General features: G+C 68.2%; 24 protein-coding genes and 1 riboswitch. Of the genes, 14 read left to right on the plus strand and 10 right to left on the minus strand.

What is annotated here, in order from left to right; translation table 11 throughout:
* Positions 1-32: 32 nt before the first annotated feature.
* Positions 33-254, minus strand: coding sequence for a hypothetical protein (locus tag ACLHIH_RS01155; RefSeq protein WP_411314883.1), 222 nt, complete (start codon positions 252-254; stop codon positions 33-35).
* Between the two features lie 190 nt (positions 255-444).
* Here ACLHIH_RS01155 and ychF point away from each other — a divergent pair, with 190 nt between their 5' ends.
* From ychF to ACLHIH_RS01170, 3 genes are all read left to right on the plus strand, one after another.
* Positions 445-1,518, plus strand: coding sequence for a redox-regulated ATPase YchF (gene ychF / locus ACLHIH_RS01160; protein WP_411314884.1), 1,074 nt, complete (start codon positions 445-447; stop codon positions 1,516-1,518).
* A 37-nt stretch (positions 1,519-1,555) separates the two neighbouring features.
* Complete coding sequence (locus ACLHIH_RS01165; protein WP_411314885.1) at positions 1,556-2,128, plus strand: alpha/beta fold hydrolase; 573 nt, start codon at positions 1,556-1,558, stop codon at positions 2,126-2,128.
* A 90-nt stretch (positions 2,129-2,218) separates the two neighbouring features.
* Entirely contained in the window at positions 2,219-2,731 is a 513-nt protein-coding gene (locus tag ACLHIH_RS01170; RefSeq protein ID WP_411314886.1) for a mycothiol transferase, read from the plus strand.
* On the opposite strand, the gene ACLHIH_RS01175 is transcribed toward ACLHIH_RS01170, so the two are convergent.
* Together ACLHIH_RS01175 and ACLHIH_RS01180 are read right to left on the minus strand one after the other, a co-directional pair.
* Positions 2,728-3,477: a phosphatase PAP2 family protein gene (locus ACLHIH_RS01175; protein ID WP_411314887.1), complete on the minus strand. Its 750-nt coding sequence runs from the start codon at positions 3,475-3,477 to the stop codon at positions 2,728-2,730. The two genes, ACLHIH_RS01170 and ACLHIH_RS01175, sit on opposite strands and share 4 nt — an antisense overlap.
* A gap of 13 nt (positions 3,478-3,490) precedes the next feature.
* Positions 3,491-4,321 carry an oxidoreductase gene (locus ACLHIH_RS01180; RefSeq protein ID WP_411314888.1) on the minus strand — a complete coding sequence of 277 codons (831 nt, stop codon included), beginning with the start codon at positions 4,319-4,321 and terminating at the stop codon, positions 3,491-3,493.
* A gap of 133 nt (positions 4,322-4,454) precedes the next feature.
* Here ACLHIH_RS01180 and ACLHIH_RS01185 point away from each other — a divergent pair, with 133 nt between their 5' ends.
* Entirely contained in the window at positions 4,455-4,685 is a 231-nt protein-coding gene (locus ACLHIH_RS01185) for a hypothetical protein (protein WP_411314889.1), read from the plus strand.
* 84 nt (positions 4,686-4,769) lie between these two features.
* Here the strand turns inward: ACLHIH_RS01185 and ACLHIH_RS01190 are convergent, their stop codons facing one another.
* On the minus strand, positions 4,770-5,120 hold the full coding sequence (locus tag ACLHIH_RS01190; RefSeq protein WP_411314890.1) for an ArsR/SmtB family transcription factor: 351 nt from the start codon (positions 5,118-5,120) through the stop codon (positions 4,770-4,772).
* A 176-nt stretch (positions 5,121-5,296) separates the two neighbouring features.
* Here ACLHIH_RS01190 and ACLHIH_RS01195 point away from each other — a divergent pair, with 176 nt between their 5' ends.
* The 5 genes from ACLHIH_RS01195 (at position 5,297) to ACLHIH_RS01215 (ending at position 9,793) form a co-directional block, all read left to right on the plus strand.
* Positions 5,297-5,713, plus strand: a complete 417-nt coding sequence (locus tag ACLHIH_RS01195; protein WP_411316281.1) for an arsenate reductase ArsC — start codon at positions 5,297-5,299, stop codon at positions 5,711-5,713.
* Positions 5,710-6,396 carry an arsenate reductase ArsC gene (locus tag ACLHIH_RS01200; RefSeq protein WP_411314891.1) on the plus strand — a complete coding sequence of 229 codons (687 nt, stop codon included), beginning with the start codon at positions 5,710-5,712 and terminating at the stop codon, positions 6,394-6,396. Before ACLHIH_RS01195 ends, ACLHIH_RS01200 begins: the two co-directional genes overlap by 4 nt.
* Entirely contained in the window at positions 6,393-7,706 is a 1,314-nt protein-coding gene (locus tag ACLHIH_RS01205; protein ID WP_411314892.1) for an NAD(P)-binding domain-containing protein, read from the plus strand. The genes ACLHIH_RS01200 and ACLHIH_RS01205 overlap by 4 nt, the downstream gene beginning before the upstream one ends.
* A 90-nt stretch (positions 7,707-7,796) precedes the next feature.
* The gene (locus ACLHIH_RS01210) at positions 7,797-9,335 is read left to right on the plus strand and encodes an arsenic transporter (protein ID WP_411316282.1); all 1,539 of its coding nucleotides are present in this window, start codon (positions 7,797-7,799) and stop codon (positions 9,333-9,335) included.
* A gap of 47 nt (positions 9,336-9,382) precedes the next feature.
* On the plus strand, positions 9,383-9,793 hold the full coding sequence (locus tag ACLHIH_RS01215) for a low molecular weight phosphatase family protein (protein ID WP_411314893.1): 411 nt from the start codon (positions 9,383-9,385) through the stop codon (positions 9,791-9,793).
* A 90-nt stretch (positions 9,794-9,883) separates the two neighbouring features.
* On the opposite strand, the gene ACLHIH_RS01220 is transcribed toward ACLHIH_RS01215, so the two are convergent.
* The 5 genes from ACLHIH_RS01220 to ACLHIH_RS01240 all read right to left on the minus strand — a co-directional run bounded on the left by ACLHIH_RS01220 (position 9,884) and on the right by ACLHIH_RS01240 (position 14,917).
* Positions 9,884-10,552 (minus strand): DNA alkylation repair protein, encoded by a 669-nt coding sequence (locus ACLHIH_RS01220; protein ID WP_411314894.1) that lies wholly within the window; start codon positions 10,550-10,552, stop codon positions 9,884-9,886.
* A 105-nt stretch (positions 10,553-10,657) separates the two neighbouring features.
* A complete protein-coding gene (pabB, locus tag ACLHIH_RS01225; RefSeq protein ID WP_411314895.1) occupies positions 10,658-12,136 on the minus strand; it encodes an aminodeoxychorismate synthase component I in 1,479 nt (492 codons plus the stop codon).
* Positions 12,137-12,150: 14 nt separating this feature from the next.
* Complete coding sequence (locus ACLHIH_RS01230; protein ID WP_411314896.1) at positions 12,151-13,335, minus strand: TerC family protein; 1,185 nt, start codon at positions 13,333-13,335, stop codon at positions 12,151-12,153.
* A 169-nt stretch (positions 13,336-13,504) separates the two neighbouring features.
* On the minus strand, positions 13,505-13,852 hold the full coding sequence (locus ACLHIH_RS01235) for a LysR family transcriptional regulator (RefSeq protein WP_411314897.1): 348 nt from the start codon (positions 13,850-13,852) through the stop codon (positions 13,505-13,507).
* Positions 13,853-13,906: 54 nt separating this feature from the next.
* A complete protein-coding gene (locus ACLHIH_RS01240) occupies positions 13,907-14,917 on the minus strand; it encodes a glycoside hydrolase family 88 protein (RefSeq protein WP_411314898.1) in 1,011 nt (336 codons plus the stop codon).
* Here ACLHIH_RS01240 and ACLHIH_RS01245 point away from each other — a divergent pair.
* The 4 genes from ACLHIH_RS01245 to gcvP all read left to right on the plus strand — a co-directional run bounded on the left by ACLHIH_RS01245 (position 14,916) and on the right by gcvP (position 19,911).
* Positions 14,916-15,131 carry a hypothetical protein gene (locus ACLHIH_RS01245; protein WP_411314899.1) on the plus strand — a complete coding sequence of 72 codons (216 nt, stop codon included), beginning with the start codon at positions 14,916-14,918 and terminating at the stop codon, positions 15,129-15,131. The genes ACLHIH_RS01240 and ACLHIH_RS01245 overlap by 2 nt on opposite strands.
* Before the next feature lie 61 nt (positions 15,132-15,192).
* Positions 15,193-15,302, plus strand: a riboswitch (glycine riboswitch).
* Between the two features lie 249 nt (positions 15,303-15,551).
* Positions 15,552-16,667: a glycine cleavage system aminomethyltransferase GcvT gene (gene gcvT, locus ACLHIH_RS01250; protein ID WP_411316283.1), complete on the plus strand. Its 1,116-nt coding sequence runs from the start codon at positions 15,552-15,554 to the stop codon at positions 16,665-16,667.
* A 2-nt stretch (positions 16,668-16,669) separates the two neighbouring features.
* Positions 16,670-17,041: a glycine cleavage system protein GcvH gene (gene gcvH / locus ACLHIH_RS01255; protein WP_411314900.1), complete on the plus strand. Its 372-nt coding sequence runs from the start codon at positions 16,670-16,672 to the stop codon at positions 17,039-17,041.
* Entirely contained in the window at positions 17,041-19,911 is a 2,871-nt protein-coding gene (gene gcvP / locus ACLHIH_RS01260; RefSeq protein ID WP_411316284.1) for an aminomethyl-transferring glycine dehydrogenase, read from the plus strand. Before gcvH ends, gcvP begins: the two co-directional genes overlap by 1 nt.
* Positions 19,912-19,915: 4 nt before the next feature.
* On the opposite strand, the gene ACLHIH_RS01265 is transcribed toward gcvP, so the two are convergent.
* On the minus strand, positions 19,916-20,695 hold the full coding sequence (locus tag ACLHIH_RS01265) for a CPBP family intramembrane glutamic endopeptidase (RefSeq protein ID WP_411314901.1): 780 nt from the start codon (positions 20,693-20,695) through the stop codon (positions 19,916-19,918).
* A 234-nt stretch (positions 20,696-20,929) separates the two neighbouring features.
* On the opposite strand from ACLHIH_RS01265, the gene ACLHIH_RS01270 reads away from it, so the two are divergent.
* Entirely contained in the window at positions 20,930-22,585 is a 1,656-nt protein-coding gene (locus ACLHIH_RS01270; RefSeq protein WP_411314902.1) for an ABC transporter substrate-binding protein, read from the plus strand.
* Positions 22,586-22,608: the final 23 nt, after the last annotated feature.

The raw sequence follows: 22,608 nt of genomic DNA on the forward strand, positions 1-22,608 counted from the left end.
GCGGCCAGCGGTGACCGGCGCCCGAGACGAGGTCAGTCGGTCGGCCGCCCGCGGAACAGCACGATGCCGACGGCCGCGGCGCACACGCCCGCGATCGCCGAGAACACGAGGGCGGGGATGGTGACGCCCGACGCCGCGCCCTCGCTGAGAGCGCGCACGAGCACGAAGCAGTTGACGAGGCACACGAGGGCGACGGCGGTGTAGAGGATCCACCCGCGGCGCTTGAGGAGGTCGAGCCACTGTTCCCTGAGCATGCCGCCACGCTATCCGACGTGCCCACCCCCCCCGACTGTGCGCGGTTTCCGCGAGCGAACGTCGGATCCGACATTCGCTCGCGGAAACCGCGCACTCTCGGGCGGCGGTAGGGGCAAGTCGGCGCGGAGCCCGCATCCCGCGCGCCGCACCGTGACGCCGCCCGACCGCCGCCCGGTACCCTTGACTCCCGTGGCTCTCACTATCGCAATCGTCGGACTCCCCAATGTGGGCAAGTCCACCCTCTTCAACGCTCTGACCAAGAACGCGGTTCTCGCGGCGAACTACCCGTTCGCCACGATCGAGCCGAACGTCGGCGTGGTGAACCTCCCCGACCCGCGCCTGAATAAGCTCGCCGAGATCTTCTCGTCGGAGCGCATCCTGCCCGCGCCGGTGTCGTTCGTCGACATCGCGGGCATCGTGAAGGGCGCGAGCGAGGGGGAGGGGCTCGGCAACAAGTTCCTCGCCAACATCCGCGAGGCCGACGCCATCGCCCAGGTGGTGCGCGGGTTCGACGACCCCGACGTCATCCACGTCGACGGCCGCGTGGATGCCGCGAGCGACATGGAGACGATCAACACCGAGCTGATCCTCGCCGACCTGCAGACCCTCGAGAACGCGCAGTCGCGCTACGACCGCGACCTGCGCGGTAAGAAGATCACGCAGGCCACGGTCGACACCGCGGCGGCCGCTGTCGCGTGGCTCAACGACGGCAAGCCGCTCTCGTCGTCGACGATCGACCTCGAGCCGATCCGCGAACTCGGCCTCCTCACGGTCAAGCCGTTCATCTACGTCTTCAACGTCGACGAGGCGGTGCTCGGCGACCAGAGCAAACTCGACGCGCTCGCCGCCCTCGTGGTGCCCGCGCACGCGATCTTCCTCGACGCCAAACTCGAGTCCGAGCTCATCGACCTCGATGAGGCGGATGCCGCGGAGCTGCTCGAGAGCACCGGTCAGACCGAGAGCGGTCTGAGTCAGCTCGCGCGCATCGGTTTCGACACGCTCGGCCTTCAGACCTACCTCACGGCAGGGCCGAAGGAGACCCGAGCCTGGACGATCCCGAAGGGCGCGAAAGCCCCGCAGGCCGCCGGCGTCATCCACACCGACTTCGAGAAGGGCTTCATCAAGGCGGAGATCATCGGCTTCGATGACCTCGTCGAGACCGGTTCGATCGCCGAGGCGCGCTCCGCGGGCAAGGCCCGCATCGAGGGCAAGGAGTACGTCATGCAGGATGGCGACGTGGTGGAGTTCCGCTTCAACAACTAGGCATTCGCCCACGACCGACGACACGGGAGCAGAGACAGTGACGCAGCAGCAGATTTTCGAGCCGGACGGCCGAGCCGTTCCCTTCATCGAGGAGGGTGATGGCCCCATCGCACTCGTGCTGGTGTCGAGTCTTCCGCTCAGCTCAGACGGTTTGGGCGCCGTCACCCACTACCTGGAGGCCGAGGCCGGCTTCCGCGTCGTGAGGATCGGACCCCGCGATGGAGCCTCCTCTGATGTGACGCTCGACGAGCGAGCGCACGACGCGCTCGCCGTGATCGATCACCTCGGCCTCGATCACACGTGGGTCGGCGGATACGGGTCCGGCGGCACCGTGGCGAGAATCGTCGCCGCACAGCACGCCGACCGCGTGAACGGATTGGTTCTGCTCCGGGTCGAAGAGCACCCGATCGAGCTGCCCCCGGTGATGCCCGTGCTCATCGTTCAAGGTGCTGCGGATGAGAGTACGCCGCCGTCGAACGGAGAGGTGCTGCGCTCCGCGGCCCCCGAGCGCACGAGCGTCACGACCCTCGACGGTGCAGATCACCTGTTCCCGATGTCGCATCCCATCGAGACGGCGATGATCATCGAGGAGTACCTCGACTGGGACTGATGCACTCTCGCGGGTGCGCCACTCGCGAAGTGGGCGACGCCGTCGAGAGCGCGATTGGCGATTGCCGATCAACGGGTGGAGGGTGGACCCATGACATCCGCGAACATCATCCTCACCGACGCTTTCGAACGCGTCCGCGACACCGTGCACGCGGTGACCGACGGCCTCACCGCCGATCGACTGACCTACCGCGTCGACGACGAAGCGAACACGATCGCCTGGCTCATCTGGCACCTCACTCGCGTGCAAGACGACCACGTGGCTGACGTCATGGGTGCGGACCAGCTGTGGACGTCGCAGGGCTTCGCCGACGATTTCGGTCTGCCCTTCGACGCATCAGACATCGGCTACGGACAGTCGGAGGCAGAGGTCGCAGCCGTGGCTGGTATCTCCGCCGAGCAACTGATCGCCTACCACGACGCGGTCTGCGACCGCACGATCGACTACGTCGGCACCCTCGCCGACGACGATCTCGCTCGCGTCGTCGACACGAACTGGAGTCCACCCGTGACCCTCTCGATGCGACTGGTCAGCGTGATCTCCGACGACCTCCAGCACGCGGGGCAGGCCGCGTTCGTTCGGGGCGTCGTCGAGCGACGCTAGCCGCGCGCATCCACCTCTGCGGGCGTCACGACCGTGCGCTTCGTGTCCACCGCGATGACGACACCGAGGATCACAAGCGCGAGGGCGACCGACCCCATCGTGTCCGTCGCCCAGTGATAGCCGAGGTAGATGCGGCTGACCGCGGTCGCCGCGACCAGCAGCGACGCAAGAGTGAACGACAGCACCGCGCTTCGCGGGCTCTTGCGCCGTGAGAACACCAGGTAGGCGATGAGCAGGATGAATGTCGCCGAACCGATCACGTGACCCGACGGAAACGACTCCGACATGTCGGGGCTCAGCAGCATGCGATCGACGGGGGGACGATCACGCCCGACGGTTTCGGCGATGAGGCGGACGCCGACGATTCCCGCCGCGGTTCCCACGGTGAGCAGCAGCGGACGCCATAGGTGCCTCGTGCTGATGCACCACACCACGACGATGATCGGCGCGGCGAACGGAAAGATGAGCGGCCCGAAGATGAGTGAGAGCATGGTCATCACGGTGGTCGCCTCATCGGAGCGACGTGCCCGCACCCACTGCTCGACCGGGCGGTCGATTCCGACGAGTCGGTCGCCCGTGAGCACATCGATCAGGATGTAGACGAAGGCGACGAGTCCGACCGCTATGAGCGTCGCCGAGATGACGTAGAGGCGCCGCCGCACCTCCACCGGCTCGACCCGGTTTTCCTCGAGGAATCGGTCGCGCAGGTGGGCGATGCGGCCCGGGGGCTTCTCGTCGACGGTCATCGGCGGTCTCTGCTCACGAGTCGAAGTCGGTGCTGACGCTCAGGTGCTCCCACTTCGCGAGCGACGCGAGCTGTGCCTCGAGGATGTCGCGCAGGGTGCCGACCGCGTCTGATCCGAGCATCAGCAGCTCGGGGGCATCCGGTGCAGCCACCGCGGCGATGATCGCCGCCGCAGCCTTGTCGGGGTCGCCGGGCTGGGTGCCGTGGGTCGGGTCGTTCTCTTTGCGGCGCTTGCCGGCGGTGTCGGCGTAGTCGGCGATGGGGGTTTCAGCCTGGGTGAGCGAGCGACCGCTGAAGTCGGTGCGGAAACCGCCGGGCGCCACCGTCATCGCGGTGATGCCGAGAGGCTCGAGCTCTTTGCGCAGCGACCCGGTGAGGCTCTCGATGGCGGCCTTCACGGCGGCGTAATAGCCCGAGCCCGCAGGGTTGATGTGGGCGCCGATCGACGACAGGTTGACGATCGTGCCCGAACGACGCTCGCGCATCTGGGGCAGCACGGCCTTGATCGTCGAGACGGTTCCGGCGAAGTGGGTCGCGAAGAGCGCGTCGACGTCGGCGTCGGCCCCCTCTTCGACCGCCGCGCGGTAGCCGTATCCGGCGTTGTTGACGAGCACGTCGATGGCGCCGAAGTGGTCGGTTCCCTCGTCGACGGCCGCCCACACCTGCACGGGGTCGGTGACGTCGAGCGTCAACGCGAGAGCGGTCGACGGGTACTGCGCCGCGAGGTCGTCGAGCTTCGACACGTCGCGCGCGGTGATGACGGCATTGTCGCCGCTCGCGAGAACGGCCGAGGCGAGAGCGTGGCCGAGGCCCGTCGAAGAGCCGGTGATAAGCCAAGTCGTCATGGGGGGAGTCATCCTGTTCGCGTCGGGTGTGCCTCGAGCCTAGAAGAATCGGCGCGCTAGAAGAATCGGCGCGCAGACAACCGCGATCGCCGCCGGGGTCGCGCTGGGAGCCGGATCGGGCCAAGATTGCCGGGTGTCTCGTCTCCGTCAGCAGCCCGTGTCGTTCTGGGTCGTCTTCGGCGTGATCGTCGTGGCGTTCGCGCTGCATGTATTCAATCTCGTGTTCGCCTGGGACCACGCGTGGATGCTCTTCGCATCGCCGATCGCCGCCATCGTTGGCTCGGTCTACACATTCCGCCGGATGATCCGGCTCACTGACACCGTTCCGCCGAGGCCACGCACGCCGCCCAAAGACCGCGACTAGCTCGCGCGAGGGTCTGTCGAAACTCGGGGCCAGCCGCGCTAGCGCGAGACGAGCAGCCGCGCTAGCGCGAGACGAGCAGCCGCGCTAGCGCGAGACGAGCAACTGCGCGATCGACTCGAGGGCGCCCGGCACGATGCGGTAGTACGCCCACGTGCCGCGCTTCTCGCGCGTGACGAGACCGGCGTCGACGAGGATCTTGAGGTGGTGCGAGACGGTCGGCTGCCCGAGCCCGAGGGGTTCGGTGAGGTCGCACACGCACGCTTCGGCTCCGTCGCCCGCGGCGACCATCGAGATGATGCGCAAGCGCGAGGGGTCGGCGACCGCCTTGAGCGTGCGCGCGAGCTTCTCGGCGCTCTCCGCGCTCATCGGCTCGGCCGTGAGCGGCGTGCACCCCGCGGTCACATCGCGCACGGGGAGAAGGTCGATGAACGTCATCTGAACATGATCGCACGGGATCGACAAACATCGATGGATGCGAGCATACTGAGGGCATCGACATCCATCGATGACCCGTGAACGGCCCCGCAGCTGATCGACCACACCGCTGATCGACCACGCGACCCGCGCCGACCGCCCCGAACGAAAGCACTGCGATGACAGACAGCACTGTGATGACCGAACGCCCCACCGTCCTTTTCGTCTGCGTGCACAACGCCGGGCGCTCGCAGATGGCCGCCGGATACATGGCGGCACTCTCGGGGGGACAGGTCGAGGTGCTGTCCGCCGGGTCCGAGCCCAAAGACCAGATCAACCCGGTCGCCGTCGAGGCGATGCGCGAAGAGGGCATCGACATCGAGGGCAACACGCCCAAGATCCTCACGACCGAGGCCGTCAAAGACTCGGATGTCGTCATCACCATGGGGTGCGGCGACACGTGCCCGATCTTCCCGGGCAAGCGCTACGAAGACTGGGAGCTCGAAGACCCCGCCGGGCAGGGCATCGAGGCGGTCCGTCCCATCCGCGACGACATCAAGCGCCGCATCGAGGCGCTCCTCGCCGAACTGAACGTTCCGGTCGCCCAGCCGTGAGCGAGTTCAGCGACCTGCCCGGTCTGCCGGGGCTCGTCTACCCCGAAGACTCCCTCAAGCGTGAGGCCCTCGCGCTCGCCGAACGCTATCGGGGTGTCTTCGCCGCCGAGACCGTCGAGCGCTACGTGCTCGAGTCGTACACGGCCCTCCTGCGCACCTCGACCGTCAAGGCCCACCTGATCGCCAACACGAAGCGGTTCGCGGCCGATCGCCTCGAGGCGCTCGCCACCGCGACGGGAGCGACGCCGAAAGACCGCCCGCAGGTGCTCTTCGTGTGCGAGCAGAACGCCGGTCGCTCGCAGATGGCCGCCGTTCTCGCGGAACACCTGTCGGGTGGCCAGGTCGTCGTGCGCTCGGCCGGGTCGATGCCCGCGAGCTCTCTGCACGCCGAAGTGGTCGAGGTCATGACCGAGATCGGTCTCGACATCGAGCAGGCCTTTCCGAAGCCGCTCACCGACGACGTCGTGCAGGCCGCCGACGTGGTCATCACGATGGGCTGCGGAGACGCGTGCCCCGTCTATCCCGGCAAGCGCTACCTCGACTGGTCGCTCACCGACCCCGCCGGGCTTCCGCTCGACGGAGTGCGCGTCGTGCGCGACGACATCGAGGTGCTCGTGCGTGGGCTGCTCGAAGAGATGGGTGTCGAGCCGCTCGCGGGCACGGCCGCAACCGCGACCTCGTGACGGTCACCGACCTCGCGATGCCCGCTCTTCCGGTGCGCGACGCCCTCGCGCACCTGCCCGTCGCCGTCATCGGCGCCGGGCCTGTCGGGCTCGCCGCCGCAGCAGAACTGTCGGAACGCGGTGTGCCCACGGTCGTCTTCGAAGCGGGCGAGCACTCGGCCACCGCCGTGCGGCAGTGGGGGCACACACGCCTCTTCTCCCCGTGGCGCTACCTCGTCGCCCCCGCGGCCGAGCGGATGCTCGCGGCCACGGGCTGGACGCTGAGCAACCCCGATCGCGCTCCCTACGGCACCGAACTCGTCGACGAGTATCTCGCACCCCTCGCCGAGCTGCTCGCCGCGGACATCCGCTATCGCAGCCGGGTGACCGGCGTGACCCGCCGCGGCATGGACCGCACCCGCACCGCCGGGCGGTCATCGGCACCCCTCGTCGTCCGTGTCGAGACCGACGGGGTGGTCGTCGACCACGAGGCCCGAGCCCTGATCGACGCGTCGGGCACCTGGTCGACCGCGAACGGTCTCGCCTCGAACGGTCTCGATCCGCTCGGGCTCGACCCCGTGCGTGATCGCGTGCTCGGCGCGCTGCCCGACGTGCTCGGCACCGAGCGCGAGCGTTTCGCGGGCAGGCACACGGTCGTGGTCGGTGCGGGGCACTCCGCCGCCAACACGATTCTGCGGCTCGTCGACCTCGCGAAAGACGAACCGGGCACGACGGTGACGTGGGTCATCCGCTCGGCCGCGCCCGCCCGACTGTGGGGTGCCGGCGCCGACGAGCTCGAGGGCCGGGGCGCCCTCGGGGGTGCGCTGCGCGAGCGCGTGCGCGCCGGTCGCGTCGCGTTGGTGGACGGCTTCGAGATCGATGCGCTCCGCTCAGCAGACGATGAGTCCGGAGCGGTCACGATCGTCGGCCGCCGAGCGGGTCAGGGCTTCGAGCTGACCGCCGACGCCGTCGTGAATGCCACGGGCTTCCGGCCCGACCTCGGCATCCTCCGCGAAGTGCGGCTGTCTCTCGACGAGATCGTCGAGGCCCCGCGCGCTCTCGCGCCGCTCATCGACCCCAACGAGCACAGCTGCGGATCGGTCGCACCCCACGGCGTCGACGAGCTCAGTCACCCCGAACCCGGACTGTTCATCGCCGGCATGAAGAGCTACGGTCGCGCGCCGACCTTCCTGCTGCTCACCGGCTACGAGCAAGTGCGCTCCCTCGCCGACGAGCTCGCCGGCGATCGCGTCGCCGCCCGACTCGTCCAACTCGACCTGCCCGAAACGGGCGTCTGCTCGACGGATGTCGCGGGCGGCTGCTGCGCATAACGCGCCCGCGCTGGCTCCGCCAGGTCCGCTCCGCCCCGAACATCCACCTCGAACCGCCGTGCCCGCCCCCACCCCTGGAGCCCCATGATCATGACCGTGGTCGCCATCGCGATCTTCGTCGTCACCCTGACCCTCGTCATCTGGCAGCCCCGGGGCCTCGGCATCGGCTGGAGTGCGCTCGGGGGAGCGGTGCTCGCCCTCGCGACCATGGTCGTGAGCCTCTCCGACATCCCCACCGTGTGGGCCATCGTCTGGAACGCGACCCTCGCCTTCATCGCCGTCGTCATCATCTCGCTCGTGCTCGACGAGAGCGGCTTCTTCGAGTGGGCGGCCCTGCACGTGGCCCGGTGGGGGCGGGGCAACGGGCGGCTTCTGTTCGTGCTCATCGTGCTGCTCGGGTCGGCGATCGCCGCGGTCTTCGCCAACGACGGGGCCGCACTCATCCTCACCCCGATCGTCATCCAGATGCTCTTCGCGCTCAAGTTCCCGCCCGTCGCCGCCCTCGGTTTCGTCATGGCGACGGGGTTCATCGCCGACGCCGGCAGCCTGCCCCTCGTCGTGTCGAACCTCGTCAACATCGTGTCGGCCGACTTCTTCGACATCGGGTTCGCGGAATACGCGATCGTCATGGTTCCGGTCGGAGCCGTCGCGACGCTCGCCTCACTCGGTGTGTTGTTCCTCTATTTCCGCAAAACCATTCCGAAGCGCTACGACCTCGCGATGCTCGGGGCGCCCGCCGATGCCGTGACCGACAGGCTCACGTTCAAGGCCGGGTGGGTCGTGCTCGCTCTGCTGCTCGTGGGGTACTTCGCGTCGGAGCCGCTGCATGTGCCGCTCTCGGTCGTCGCCGGCATCGGCGCACTCGCCCTGCTCGTCGTCGCGAGCCGCCGGCCCGTGTTCCTCTTCCGTCGCGCGCACCGTCCCGCGCCCCGAGAGTACGCAGTTTCCGCGAGCGAACGTCGGATCCCGCATCCGCTCGCGGAAACGACGGACAGTGGGGCCGCGGTCGGCACACCCGTCGAGGTCGTCGCGGGAGTCGCCGGGGCAGCGGATGTCGCCGGGGCAGCGGATGTCGCCGGGGAAGCGGATGTCGACGGCCGCGGGTCGTCGCGCCCGATCACGGGCAGAGGCGACCGCACGATCGATGTCGTGACCGTCGTGAAGGGTGCGCCCTGGCAGATCGTGCTGTTCAGCATCGGGATGTACCTCGTGGTCTACGGCCTGCGCAATCAAGGTCTGACCGACGAGCTCGCCGGAGTGTTCAGCATCTTCGGCGACGAAGGTGTGCTCATGACCGCGCTCGGCGTCGGCACCATGGTCGCCGTTCTCGCCTCACTCATGAACAACATGCCGACCGTGCTCATCGGCGCCCTCGCGATCGCCGCCACCGGTGCGACCGGGCTGACCCAGGAGACGATGATCTACGCGAACATCATCGGAGCCGACCTCGGCCCCAAGATCACGCCGATCGGGAGCCTCGCCACCCTGCTCTGGCTGCACGTTCTCGAACGCAAAGGGATCACAATCGGGTGGGGCAAGTACTTCCGCACCGGCATCGTGCTCACCATCCCCGTGCTCCTCATCACCCTCGCGGCTCTCGCGGGGTGGCTGATGATTCTTCGCGGTTGACCCCACCGACCCTCCCCACCGACCCTCCACACACCGAACGGACTGTCATGACCACCACGCCCCGCGTCCTCTTCATTTGTGCCAAGAACGGCGGAAAGTCGCAGATGGCGGCCGGCCTCATGTCGCACCTGGCGGGCGACAGGGTGCACGTGTCATCCGCGGGCACCAAGCCAGGCACGGCCCTGAACGCGCAGTCGGTCGAGTCTCTCGCCGAGCTCGGCATCGACATCACGCACGAGCACCCGAAGGCCGTGACCGATGACGCCCTCACCGCGGCGGATGTCGTCGTGGTGCTCGGGCGCGAGGCTCAGATCACCGCACCGGAGGGCACCGAGCTGGAGGTGTGGGACACCGACGAGCCGTCGGAGCGCGGCATCGAGGGGATGGAGCGGATGCGACTCGTGCGCGACGACATCCGCCGCCGCGTCGCCGACCTGCACGCGCGCTTGACGCGGTAGCGCGCAAACGGGCCCTCGAGAGTGCGCAGTTTCCGCGAGCGTACGTCGGATCCGACGAACGCTCGCGGAAACTGCGTACTTCGGGGTGGGTCAGGTGTTCTGCCGCCGCACCATCTCGCCGATCCAGAGCGGGGCGAACGGCGACGTGCAGTTCGGCGGCGTCGGGTAGTCCCTGAGCACCCCGAGCCTCTCGCCGATGTCGAGCGCGCGAGCACGGTGCTCGGGGTGGTGGATGCCGATCATCGCGAGAGTCGTGTTCATCGCCCACTGCACGCGGTCGGGGGCATCCCTCATCTCGTTCTCGATCGTGTCGAGGAGTGCGCGGATGTCGACGGTCTCCGGTCTCGTGACCACGGCGTCGCTCGTGAGCGACCACGCAGCACTCGCGGCGGTCGGGTCGTCATCGTCGAACCAGGCGACGCGCAGCGATTCCGTGTGCGGACTCTTCTTGACGACGTAGCTGACAAGCCAGTCGTGCACTTTCGGTGATCGCGACTGGCGCACCATCGCGTCGAGTTCATCGGCGGTGAACGCTTTCGGGCGGCTCACGAGGATGGCCACGAGTCGCGCGGCGGTGTCGCCGGTGGCCCACAGCGCGGTCGCGAGATCGTGGTCGGTCTTGATCGCCTTCGCGAGGCCGCGCAGCTTCGTGAGGTTGACGCCGTGGTCGTCTCCGCGACTCGCGTTCACCTCGCGCATGCGCGGGTCGTCGAGCGCGGCGAGGTCGGCCAGAACCGTGTCGACCGTCGTCTCTGCCATGCCGTCCTCCCGCTTTTCGGGCCAGCCAAGACCGGCGGCCCGCGACCCCTCGAGAGTATGCCGTTTCCGCGAGCGAACGTCGGATCCGACGTTCGCTCGCGGAAATTACGGACTGCCGAGGGTCGCGCCGAGGGCCGCGAGCGGGGCCGCCGCCTTGAGGAGCATCTCCTCGTATTCGAGGGCGGGGTCGGAGAGCGCGGTGATGCCACCACCCGTGCCGATGCTCGCGCGGCCGCCGGTCATCACGATCGTGCGGATCGTCATCGACAGGTCTGCCGCCCCCCGGGCCGACACGAACCCGAACGCCCCCGCATACGCTCCGCGCGCACCGCCCTCGAGGTCGGCGAGGATGCGCATCGCGCTCGCTTTCGGAGCGCCCGTCATCGACCCGGCCGGAAACGCGCTGCGGATCCCATCCATCGTCGAAAGCCCCGGAGCGAGCTGAGCGGTCACCGTGCTCACGAGCTGGAAGACGGTGCGGTAGTCCTCCACGCGGAAGAGTTCGGGCACGTCGACGCTTCCGGTCACCGCGACCCTGCCGAGGTCGTTGCGCATGAGGTCGACGATCATCACGTTCTCGGCGCGCTCCTTGTCGCTCTCGACGAGTTCGGCGCGCAACCGCGCGTCGTCCGCAGCGTCGGCACCGCGCGGTCGCGTGCCCTTGATGGGTCGCGTCTCGAGACGACCGTCGACGGATGCCCGCAGAAACGTCTCGGGGCTCGAACTCGCGATAGCGCGCTCACCCGACACCACGAGCGCCCCGTGTGTGGTCGGGTTCGAGCGGCGCAAACGCCGGAAGACGTCGATCGGCACTTCGGTCGTGTCGACATCGAACCGGTTCGTGAGGCACAGCTGGTAGGCGTCGCCGTCGGTGATCGCTGCGCGGCAGCGGTCGATGAGCTCCCGGTACTCCGCCGAGGAGTGCCGCGCGCGGGCCGGGGCCGACGATCGCGGGGCGGGCGGCGGGGGAGGGGCGGGCGCGTCGACGAGCTCGCGGAGTCGAGCGATCGCCTCGAGCATCCACGCGTCGTCCCCGACCCCGGCGGTCACGCGCACCGTGCGGTTCTCGTGGTCGAAGCCGATCACGCGGTCGACGACGAGCATCACCGAGTCCGCGGGGCCGGATGCTCGCGGCACCCCGAGAGCGGCGGCCCCCGTCTCGTATCCGAGCCAGCCCACCACCCCGCGCTCGAGGGCAGCGACCGACGCCGCCGCGACCGACGCCGCAGCGACCGACGCCGCAGCGACCGACGCCGCCGCACCCGTCCTCGCGCCCTTTGCCCGAAGAAGCACCTCGAGCACGTCGAGCATCGACCCGTCGATCCGCGACGAGGCACCCGCAGACCGGTCGGCCGAGACGACATCGACGACTCCGGCGTCCGGGTGGCCGATGAGAGCCGCTCCGCGCGGGCCGAGCGTGCCGATGTGCGTCGACCCGTGTAGCGCATCGATTCCGGCGTCGAGCCAGAACGCGTGCTCCGCCTCGGAGCACAGGGCGAGAAACGCCACCTCGGGGTCGACCCACCCGTCGAGCTCCCGGGCCGCCGTCTCGCCGTGAACGGTGTCGCGCAGCGCGGTGAGCACGCTGCTCCGCACGGTCAGCGGCGCGCGGTGTCGTGCTCGGCGTGCACGCGCGCCACGAGTTCGACGATCTTGCGATCCTCCTCGTAGTGCTTACGCTGCTTCGGTTCGAGCTCGGAGATCTTCTTCTCGTCGTCGACGACGAGATCGTAGAGGCGCGTGCGCTCCTCGTCTTTCGCGGTCGAGTCGAGGTCGAGGTAGAGGCTCGCGTGGCGCTTGGCGCCCGAGATCGCCGTCTGCGCGCGACCGCGGGGGCTCACGAGGGAGGCGATCACCGTGACGATGAGCACACCGATGATGACGGTGAGCGAGAGTCCCGTCTCGATCTCGAAGACCGGGATGGGCTGGCCGTCGTTGATGAAGAACACGTTGTTCTCGTGGAGCGCGTGCAGGATGAGCTTGACGCCGATGAAGGCGAGGATCGTCGCGAGACCGTAGGACAGGTAGATGAGCCGGTCGAGCAGTCCGTCGATGAGGAAGTAGAGCTGGCGCAGTCCGAGCAGCGAGAACGCGGTCGCCGTGAACACGATGAAGACGTCGGTCGTGAGGCCGAAGATCGCGGGGATCGAGTCGAGGGCGAAGAGGATGTCGGTGCCACCGATGGCGACCATGACGAGCAGCATCGGCGTGAGGGCACGGCGACCGTTGTGCATCGTGAACATCTTGTCGCCGTCGTAGTAGTCGGTGGTGTGGAACACCTTGCGGGCGAGACGGATGATGAGGTTGTCGGCCGACTTGTCTTCACTGCTCTCGGGCTTGAGCATGTTGCCCGCCGTGAGGATGAGGATGAGGCCGAAGAGGTAGAAGATCCACGCGAAGCTGTTGATGAGCGCGGCGCCCAAGAAGATGAACCCGGTGCGGGCGATGAGGGCGAAGACGATTCCGAAGAGCAGCACCTTCTGCTGGTCTTCTCGCGGCACCTTGAAGCTCGCCATGATGATGAGGAACACGAAGAGGTTGTCGACCGAAAGAGCCTTCTCGGTGATGTATCCGGCGAAGTACTCGGACCCGGGCGTCGGTCCACCGAAGAGCAGGATGCCGAGGCCGAAGAGAATCGCGATGCCGACGTAGATCGACGACCAGATGGCCGCCTCTTTGAGTGTCGGGATGTGCGCCTTCCGCACGTGGAAGAAGAAGTCGAACGCGAGGAGCCCGAGGATGAAGGCGATCGTGAATGACCAGACGAGGGGTGAGACGTCCATCGGAAGACTTTCGGTGAGGCGGAGCGGAGATGTCGCGAGTGTGGGGGCGCATCACAGGAGACGCACCGGCATAGCTTAGGCGCACGACCCTCGACCGAGACCCTCCCTCAGCCGAAAAGGGCCAACGAGCCAGGGGCAGCGAGGCGGCGGGTCAGCGTGGGGCGGCGGGTCAGCGCGACTGGCGCCGCTTGCCCACGCGCGGCTGGCCTTTGACGGCGGGGGCGCGCCCCTTGCCCTTCGAGGCTTTGGCCTTGCCTCCGGGGGCGGGGCGGGAGGCGCGCGCGGCGGCGGCGGATGCGTCGAGCTGACGACGGGCCTCGACGAGGTAGTCGGCGCCCGCGGGCGTGAGGGTCGTGGTCGCCGCGTCGGTGTCGAAGAGCGCGGTGCCGAGCATCCGTTCGAGCTCGCGAACCGAGGCGATGAGTGTGGACCGCGGCACCCCCTCGGCCTTGGCGGCGTGGGCGAAGTGCAGGTGTTCTGCGGCGGCGACGAAGTGTCGGAGCACGATGGGGTTCATTGCACTGGGGGATTCATGCGAGCCTTTCGGGCGGTGCGCCGGAACGACGGGTGCTCACAGTGTAGGTGAGGCGCTCGGCTCCGCCCCGAGGCGCCGGTGTGCTGCCGACGCGAGCAGGAAGAACGCTTGGCCCTCGACCGAGACCCCCTGGCTCTCGAACATCGGTGCACCGCACACGCGGCTCACGTAGCCGTCCGCGTCGACGAGCGATCGCGCGCTCTGCACGAGGGAGTCGACGTGTGCCCGGTAGGTGGCGGGCACCCACCCGTGGAGGATTCCGCTCGCGATCGAGAACGCGAGCATCTCGCCGACGGTGCCCTCCTCGAAGCTGTCGGGATCGTCGAGCACGTTGCGGAACGTGCCGTCGGGGTGGCGCAGTGCGAGGCACGCGTCGATGAGGATGCGCGCGTGGCTCGAGAGTTCGACGGCGAAGTCGGGATCTCGATCGCCCAGAAGGCGGATGCTGCGCGCGATCGCCGCGAGCATCCACCCGGTGCCCGACCCCCAGTGCTCGGGGTGATGCACGACCCGGTCGTCTTCGCTCCACCGCGCTCCATAGAGACCCGCCTCGGCGTCGAACAGTCGATCGCGGTGACCGCGGAACTGCTTCCGCGCTTCGGACAGCTCGCCGGCGAGAACGAGAGCGGGAATCACCATGTACGCCGTGTCGATCCAGACCTCGCGAGAGCCCTCCATGTGGAAGAGCGTGCCGTCGTCTGCGCGGCGATCGGTCGTGAGGAGGAAGTCGATCTGGCGATCGGCCGCGTGCTGCAGCGAGTCATCGGCGTCGAGATCCGCCGCCCACCGAACCACCTCGACGACGGCCCCCGAGTTGACCACGCTCTGGTTGTCGATCTCGGCGAGCTTGCCTTCGCTGTCTTGCCGCATCACCGCGTCGCGCGCGATCACGCGAGCAAGCGGGTCGAGACCCCAGTCGAGGATGGCGTGGCTCGCGACGCCCTGCTCCCACGAACGCCTCTGCATCGCGAGCATGGCGGTCAGCACGCGCTGCTCGAGCTCTCCGAGGGTGTCGGCACCGTGCGCTGGATAAGCTCGGACAACCATGTCGTCACTGTTCTCGGTCATCGCCCCACGCTACGTCGCGAGCGACATGGGGGCGACCCTGCCCGCGTGGTCGCCGATCGTCTTCGGCGTCATCCTGCTCGTGACCCTCGTCGTCGCGATCATGCAGGCGCGGCGATACTTCCGCGACAACCCGAGCGACGACCCGGGCAACGACAGTCGCGGGCCCGAGCGCGATCCCGACGAATCGCGCTGACCTGCTGCCGCTCGACTACGCCTCCGCGCTAGGCTGACGCGACAACCGAATACCGGGCCCACAACGCGATGCGGGAGAGCCGAACGGATGCGTGCACGTCACGTCACCGATCGGCACCGAAGGAGCAATTCTCCCCAGCAATCTCTCAGGTACGTGTACCGCATCGAACAGGCCACTCTGAAAAGTAGATTCCGCTCGCACGGATCTCGCCCACGGTGAAAGCGTCGACTCCGACGTGAAACTCTCAGGCCCATGACAGAGGGGGAGTTCACAGCAGCATCCGTGCCGGCGCGAGCCGGATCGAGACGTCCTGGAGAACTCGTGACCATCTCACCACCCCCCGATTCCGACAACGTCGCCGTTCAGAAGCTCGACGAGAGTGTCGTCGATGTCGAACCGCACGCCGCTCGCTTCTCTCCGCTGCACGACATCCATCTCGCCGCGAGGGCGAGTTTCACCGACTTCGCGGGCTGGCAGATGCCCGTGCGCTACTCGAGCGACCTCGCCGAGCACCACGCCGTGCGCACCGCCGCGGGCATCTTCGACATCTCGCACATGGCCGAGATCGCCGTGACGGGCCCCGATGCCGCAGCATTCCTCGACTTCGCGCTCGCCGGAATGATCTCGGCTGTCGCCGTGAGCCGGGCGAAGTACTCGCTCGTGCTCGACCACGACGGCGGCATCGTCGACGACCTCATCGTCTACCACGTGACCGACGGCGAGTACCTCGTCGTCGCCAACGCCGGCAATCGCGAGCCCGTCGTCGCCGCTCTCGCCGAGCGTTCCGCCGGATTCGACGTGATCGTGCGCGATGACACCGACGCGGTCGCCCTCATCGCCGTGCAGGGTCCGGCAGCGCGCCGCATCCTCGAAGAAACCGTGGGACTCGAGCTCACCCCCGGCTCGGGCGACGCGTCGCTCGAGACCCTCAAGTACTACGCGTGCCTCGGAATGACGTTCGCGGGGGCATCCGTTCTCGTCGCGCGCACCGGCTACACGGGCGAAGACGGCTTCGAGATCTACGTCGACACGGCGGACGCCGCGGCCCTCTGGTTCGCGCTCGTCGACGCCGGGCGCGACCACGGGCTCGTTCCCGCCGGCCTCGCGAGCCGCGACACTCTGAGGCTCGAGGCGGGCATGCCGCTCTACGGCCACGAGCTCGGCCGCGACATCCTTCCGGTGCAGGCGGGTCTCGGCCGCGTGGTGTCGCTCGCGAAGCCCGGCGACTTCGTCGGGCGTGCCGCGATCGAACGCGGACCCGAAGCGGATGCCCGCGTGCTCGTCGGCATCGCGACCGCGGGCAAGCGCGCCGGCCGCGCCGACTACGCGGTGTACGCCGACGATGCCGGCCCCGACGATGCCGCCGCAGGCGTCATCACGAGCGGGGCCCTCTCGCCGACCCTCGGACACCCGATCGCGATGGCGTTCGTTCGGCCCGACCTCGCCGAACCCGGCACCGACGTCACCGTCGACGTGCGAGGCACGCGTGTGCCCGCGACCGTCGTCCCCCTCCCGTTCTACTCACGAAAGGCCTGACCATGGCTGAACAGACCGACCTCCAGTACACGAGCGAGCACGAGTGGGTTCTCGTCGACGGCGACATCGCGACCGTCGGTATCACCGCCTACGCGGCCGACAAGCTCGGCGACGTCGTCTTCGTCGACCTCCCCGCGACGGGGTCGACCGTCGCGACCGGTGCCGTCGTCGGAGAGATCGAGTCGACCAAGTCGGTCGGCGAGCTCTTCGCACCGGTGAACGGCACCGTGACCGAGATCAACGACGCCGTCGTCGACGCCCCCGAGCTCGTCAACGGCGACCCGTTCGGTGAGGGCTGGCTCATGAGGGTGCAGTTCGCCGAGCTGCCCGACCTTCTGACCCTCGACGAGTACACCGCGCTGGTGGGCGAGTGATGCGGCAGCCCGACCTCTCGTCGTTCGCGTCGCGTCACATCGGAACGGATGCCGCCGCCCAAGACGTCATGCTCGCCGCGGTCGGCTACGACACCGTCGAGGCCCTCGTCGACGCGGCGGTTCCCGAATCCATCCACGTCGACGCCTTCCGCGAAGACGGGGACTCGGTGCTGCCTCCGGCCGCGACGGAACGCGACGCCCTCGCCGAGCTGCGCGGGTTCGCGCGCCGCAACACCGTCAACAGGTCGATGATCGGTCTCGGGTACTACGACACCATCACGCCCGCGGTCATCAAGCGCAACGTGCTCGAGAACCCGAGCTGGTACACGGCGTACACGCCATACCAGCCCGAGATCTCGCAGGGCCGTCTCGAGGCGCTCATCAACTTCCAGACCATGATCTCCGATCTCACGGGCATGGTCACGGCGAACGCGTCGATGCTCGACGAGGGCACCGCGGTCGTGGAGGGCATGCTCCTCGCCCGCCGCGCGTCGAAGAGCGCGTCGAACGTCTTCGTCGTCGACTCCGACGCACTGCCGCAGACGAAGGCGCTGCTGCGTCACCGCGCCGAGGCCGTGGGCATCGAGCTCGTCGAGCGGGACCTCGCCGCGGCCTCCGAGTCTGCCGACGTGCCCGAGTCCTTCGGTGTCTTCGTGCAGTACCCCGGAGCGTCCGGACGGATCTGGAACCCCGCCGACGTCATCGCCACCGCCAAGGAGTCCGGCGCGATCGCCGTGGTCGCCGCCGACCTTCTCGCCGCGACCCTCGTCACCTCGCCGGGCGAGCTCGGGGCCGACGTCGTCGTCGGGTCGAGCCAGCGCTTCGGCGTGCCGATGGGCTTCGGGGGTCCGCACGCCGGCTACATGGCCGTGCGCAAGGGCCTCGAGCGCCAGCTGCCCGGGCGCCTCGTCGGTGTCTCGCAAGACGCGACCGGCCACCCCGCCTACCGCCTCTCGCTCCAGGTGCGCGAGCAGCACATCCGTCGCGACAAGGCGACGTCGAACATCTGCACGGCACAGGTGCTGCTCGCGGTCATGGCATCGATGTACGCCGTCTACCACGGCCCCGAGGGGCTCAAGCGCATCGCGACGGGCGTCGCTTCGCGCGCGGCTCTTCTGCGCAGCTGGCTGACCGACGCCGGGCTCGAGACGGTGCACGAGAACTACTTCGACACGCTCCTCGTGCGCACGGCAGGCAGCTCGAACGCCATCGTCGAGCGTGCCCATGACCTCGGCGTCAACGTGTGGGGCGTCGACGACAACCACGTGAGCGTCGCGGTCGACGAGACCACGACCCTCGACGACCTCCACACGGTCGTGAAGGCCTTCGGTGGGCCGGATGCCCGCGACTACGCGTTCGTCGCCGGCCAGACGCCGGGCATCCCCGACGCGCTCGCCCGCACGAGCGACTACCTCACGCACGCGGTCTTCAACACGCACCGCTCCGAGACGTCGATGATGCGCTACCTCAAGCACCTCGCCGACGCCGACTACGCGCTCGACCGCGGCATGATCCCGCTCGGGTCGTGCACGATGAAGCTCAACGCGGCGACCGAGATGGAGGCCGTGTCGTGGCCGGAGTTCGCGGCGCTGCATCCGTTCGCTCCCGAAGCCGACGTCACGGGCTACCTCGACCTCATCGAGCACCTGCAGGGATGGCTCGCCGACGTCACGGGCTACGACTCGGTGTCGTTGCAGCCCAACGCGGGCAGCCAGGGTGAGCTCGCGGGGCTCCTCGCCATCCGCGGCTACCACCTCGCCAACGGCGACACCCAGCGCACCGTGTGTCTCATCCCGCAGAGCGCCCACGGCACCAACGCCGCGAGCGCCGTGCTCGCGGGCATGCGCGTCGTCGTCATCAGGTGCGACGACCTCGGCAACGTCGACCTCGCCGACCTGCGCGAGAAGATCGCCGAGCACGCCGACACGATCGCCGCGCTCATGATCACCTACCCCTCGACGCACGGCGTCTACGAGCACGAGGTCGGCACGATCTGCGCCGAGGTGCACGCGGCCGGCGGCCAGGTCTACGTCGACGGCGCCAACCTCAACGCCCTCCTCGGGTTCGCGCGCTTCGGCGACTTCGGCGGCGACGTCTCGCACCTCAACCTGCACAAGACCTTCTGCATCCCCCACGGCGGGGGAGGCCCCGGAGTCGGCCCGGTCGCCGCGAAGGCGCACCTCGCGCCCTTCCTGCCTGGCCACCCGATGGCGCAGCGCGAGTTCCACGTCGGCGGACCGGTCTCGGCGGCCCCCTACGGGAGCCCGAGCATCCTGCCCATCAGTTGGGCGTACATCCGGATGATGGGTTCCGCGGGTCTCAAGCAAGCGACGGGTGCCGCGGTTCTCGCGGCCAACTACGTCGCAGCCCGTCTGCGCGACCACTACCCCGTGCTCTATTCGGGCGACAACGGTCTCATCGCCCACGAGTGCATTCTCGACATCCGCCCGCTCACGGCCGACACCGGCGTGACGGTCGACGACGTCGCGAAACGGCTCATCGACTTCGGTTTCCACGCGCCGACGATGTCGTTCCCCGTCGCGGGCACCCTCATGGTCGAGCCGACCGAGAGCGAGGACCTCGCCGAGATCGATCGCTTCATCGACGCGATGATCGCGATCCGGCTCGAGGCCGACGCCGTCAGGGCGGGGGAGTTCCCCGCCGACGACAACCCGCTGCGCGGGGCGCCGCACACGGCACAGTCGGTCATCGAGGGGGAGTGGACCCACGCCTACTCACGCGAGCAGGCCGTGTATCCGGTGCGCAGCCTCATCCGCGGCAAGTACTGGCCGCCCGTCAGGCGCATCGACAACGCGTGGGGTGACCGCAACCTCGTGTGCGCGTGCCCGCCGCCCGAGGCGTTCGAGTAAGGGGTCAGCCGGCCGCGAAGAGGGCGGGGAAGGTCGCGAACGCCCACGGGTAGCCGACGAACACGAGAACGTCGATGAGCGTGTGGGCGATCACGAGTGGCAGAACCCGGCCGTATTTCGAGTAGAGCCATCCGAACAGGATGCCCATGGCGACGTTGCCGACGAAGCCGGGCACGCCCTGGTAGAGGTGGTACGCCCCGCGCAGCACCGCCGTCGACAGGATGATCGACCACGTTCCCCAGCCGACGTCGCGCAACCGGGCGAAGAGGTAGCCGACCATGATGACCTCCTCGGTGATGCCCGCGCGGGCGGCGGACAGGATGAGCACGGGCACGGTCCACCAGTACTCGTAGGTGCCACCGGGGTCGATCGCGACCGTGAGGCCGAGCGCGCGGCCGGCGAAGAAGACTCCGAGACCGGGGATACCCACGATGGCCACGAGCGCGACAGCGGATGCCGTGTCTCGGCCCGGCCGCGAGAAGTCGATGCCGAGGCGACCCAGGTGCGGTCTCGCGGTCGACCACAGCAGGTAGACCACGAGGGCTACGGGAACGAGGTCGACGGCGATACCGAGCACCTGGTAGACGAGGTCGAAGAGCTCCCGCTGGTTGAGCACGGGGTTGAGTCGGGCGGTCTGCGACGAGATCGGCTCGTCTCGCGTCGAGCGGTCGATGATCGCGATGATCGCGTAGATGGCCGACGCCCCGAACGACAAAGCGAGCACGATGAGGATCTCGGCTACGAGGGCTCGGCGCCCCCGCGGTTCTCGAGCACTCTGTTGCATCGACGCTCCTTCGATTTCGGTGGCTGAATCGTATGACGACGCCCGAGGGGCCTCGCTGTGGGCTACGCGGGGAGCGCGGCGGCGAGGTGAATCGTCGGCCACGATCGTGTCAACAGTGTGTAACATTTTCGCTCTCAGTTTTGCGACGGCCGATCGCCTCCCTAGGGTTCTTGGTATTCGGGTCGGGGGCATGATTTTGTGCTGTCCGGCCTCCCGCGTAACAGGAGGAATTTCTTGAGATCGATCAAATTCGGCGCCACAATCGCCGGTGTTGGAGTCGCGGCGCTGCTGCTCAGCGGTTGCGCGAGCGGCGACAACGAAGAGACCGGCGGCACGACCGGCGGCGGCATCATCACCACCAACGGAAACGAGCCCCAGAACCCGCTCGTCCCGACCAACACCTCTGAGGTCGGTGGCGGAAAGATCGCGACGTCGATCTTCGCCGGTCTCGTGTCGTACACCGCCGAGGGCGAGATCGAGAACGAGGTCGCCGAGTCGATCGAGTCCGACGACTCGACCGTCTGGACGGTCACCCTCGAAGACGGCTGGGAGTTCACCGACGGCACCCCCGTCACCTCGTCGTCGTTCATCGACGCCTGGAACTACGGAGCCCTCGGCACCAACGCCCAGAGCGCCTCGTACTTCTTCGACAACATCGCCGGCTACGACGACGTGCAGGGCGAGTACGACGAAGAGGGCAACGAGGTCGAGGCTCCCGCAGCCGAGACCATGAGTGGCCTCACCGAGATCGACGAGCTGACCTTCGAGGTCGAGCTCTCGTCGCCCGAGGCCGACTGGCCCCTCCGCTTGGGCTACACGGCGTACATGCCGCTGCCCGAGGTCGCCTTCGAAGACATCGAGGCGTTCGGCCAGAGCCCCATCGGCAACGGTCCGTACATGCTCGACGGTGAAGACGCGTGGGAGAACGACGTCGCGATCGACCTCGTGACCAACCCCGACTACGACGGCGTTCGCACGCCCGTCAACGGCGGCCTCCGCATCGTCTTCTACGCGAGCCAGGATGCGGCATACGCCGACGTCCAGGGCGGCAACCTCGACGTGCTCGACGCCGTGCCCGACAGCGCGTTCGAGACCTACGAAGACACCTTCGGCGACCGCGCGGTCAACCAGCCCGCCGCGATCTTCCAGGCGATCAACCTCCCCTACTACCTCCCTGAGTTCCAGGGCGAAGAGGGACTCCTCCGTCGCGCAGCCATCTCGATGGCCATCAACCGCGACGAGATCACCGAGATCATCTTCCAGGGAACCCGCACCCCCGCGACCGACTTCACCTCACCCGTGATCGCCGGATACTCCGACTCGCTCGAGGGTTCCGAGGTTCTCGAGTACAACGAGGAAGAGGCGCAGCGTCTCTGGGCCGAGGCCGACGAGATCAACCCCTACGGCGACAAGACGTTCGACATTGCCTACAACGCCGACGGAGGCCACCAGGCCTGGGTCGACGCCGCGACGCAGAGCATCAGCAACACGCTCGGCATCACCGCTGAAGGCAAGGCCTACCCGACCTTCGCCGAGGCCCTCGGTGACCGTGCCGACGACGCCCTCACCGGTGCGACTCGCGCCGGATGGCAGGCGGACTACCCCTCGCAGTACAACTTCCTCGCCCCGCTCTACCAGACCGGTGCAGGATCGAACTACGAGGACTACAGCAGCGAAGAGTTCGACTCGCTCCTCGAGGAAGGCTCCACCGCCGACTCGGTCGAAGACGCAACCGCGATCTACCAGGAAGCGCAGGAAGTCCTGCTCCGCGACCTGCCGTCGATCCCGCTGTGGTACTCGAACGTCGTAGGCGTGTCTGCTGACACCGTCGACAACGTCGTGTTCGGCTGGGACTCGGTGCCGCTGTACTACCAGATCACGAAGGACTAGTCGACGGCTTACGCTGACTAGAT

It is taken from the genome of Marisediminicola sp. LYQ134, assembly GCF_046599635.1.
GTDB lineage: Bacteria > Actinomycetota > Actinomycetes > Actinomycetales > Microbacteriaceae > Marisediminicola.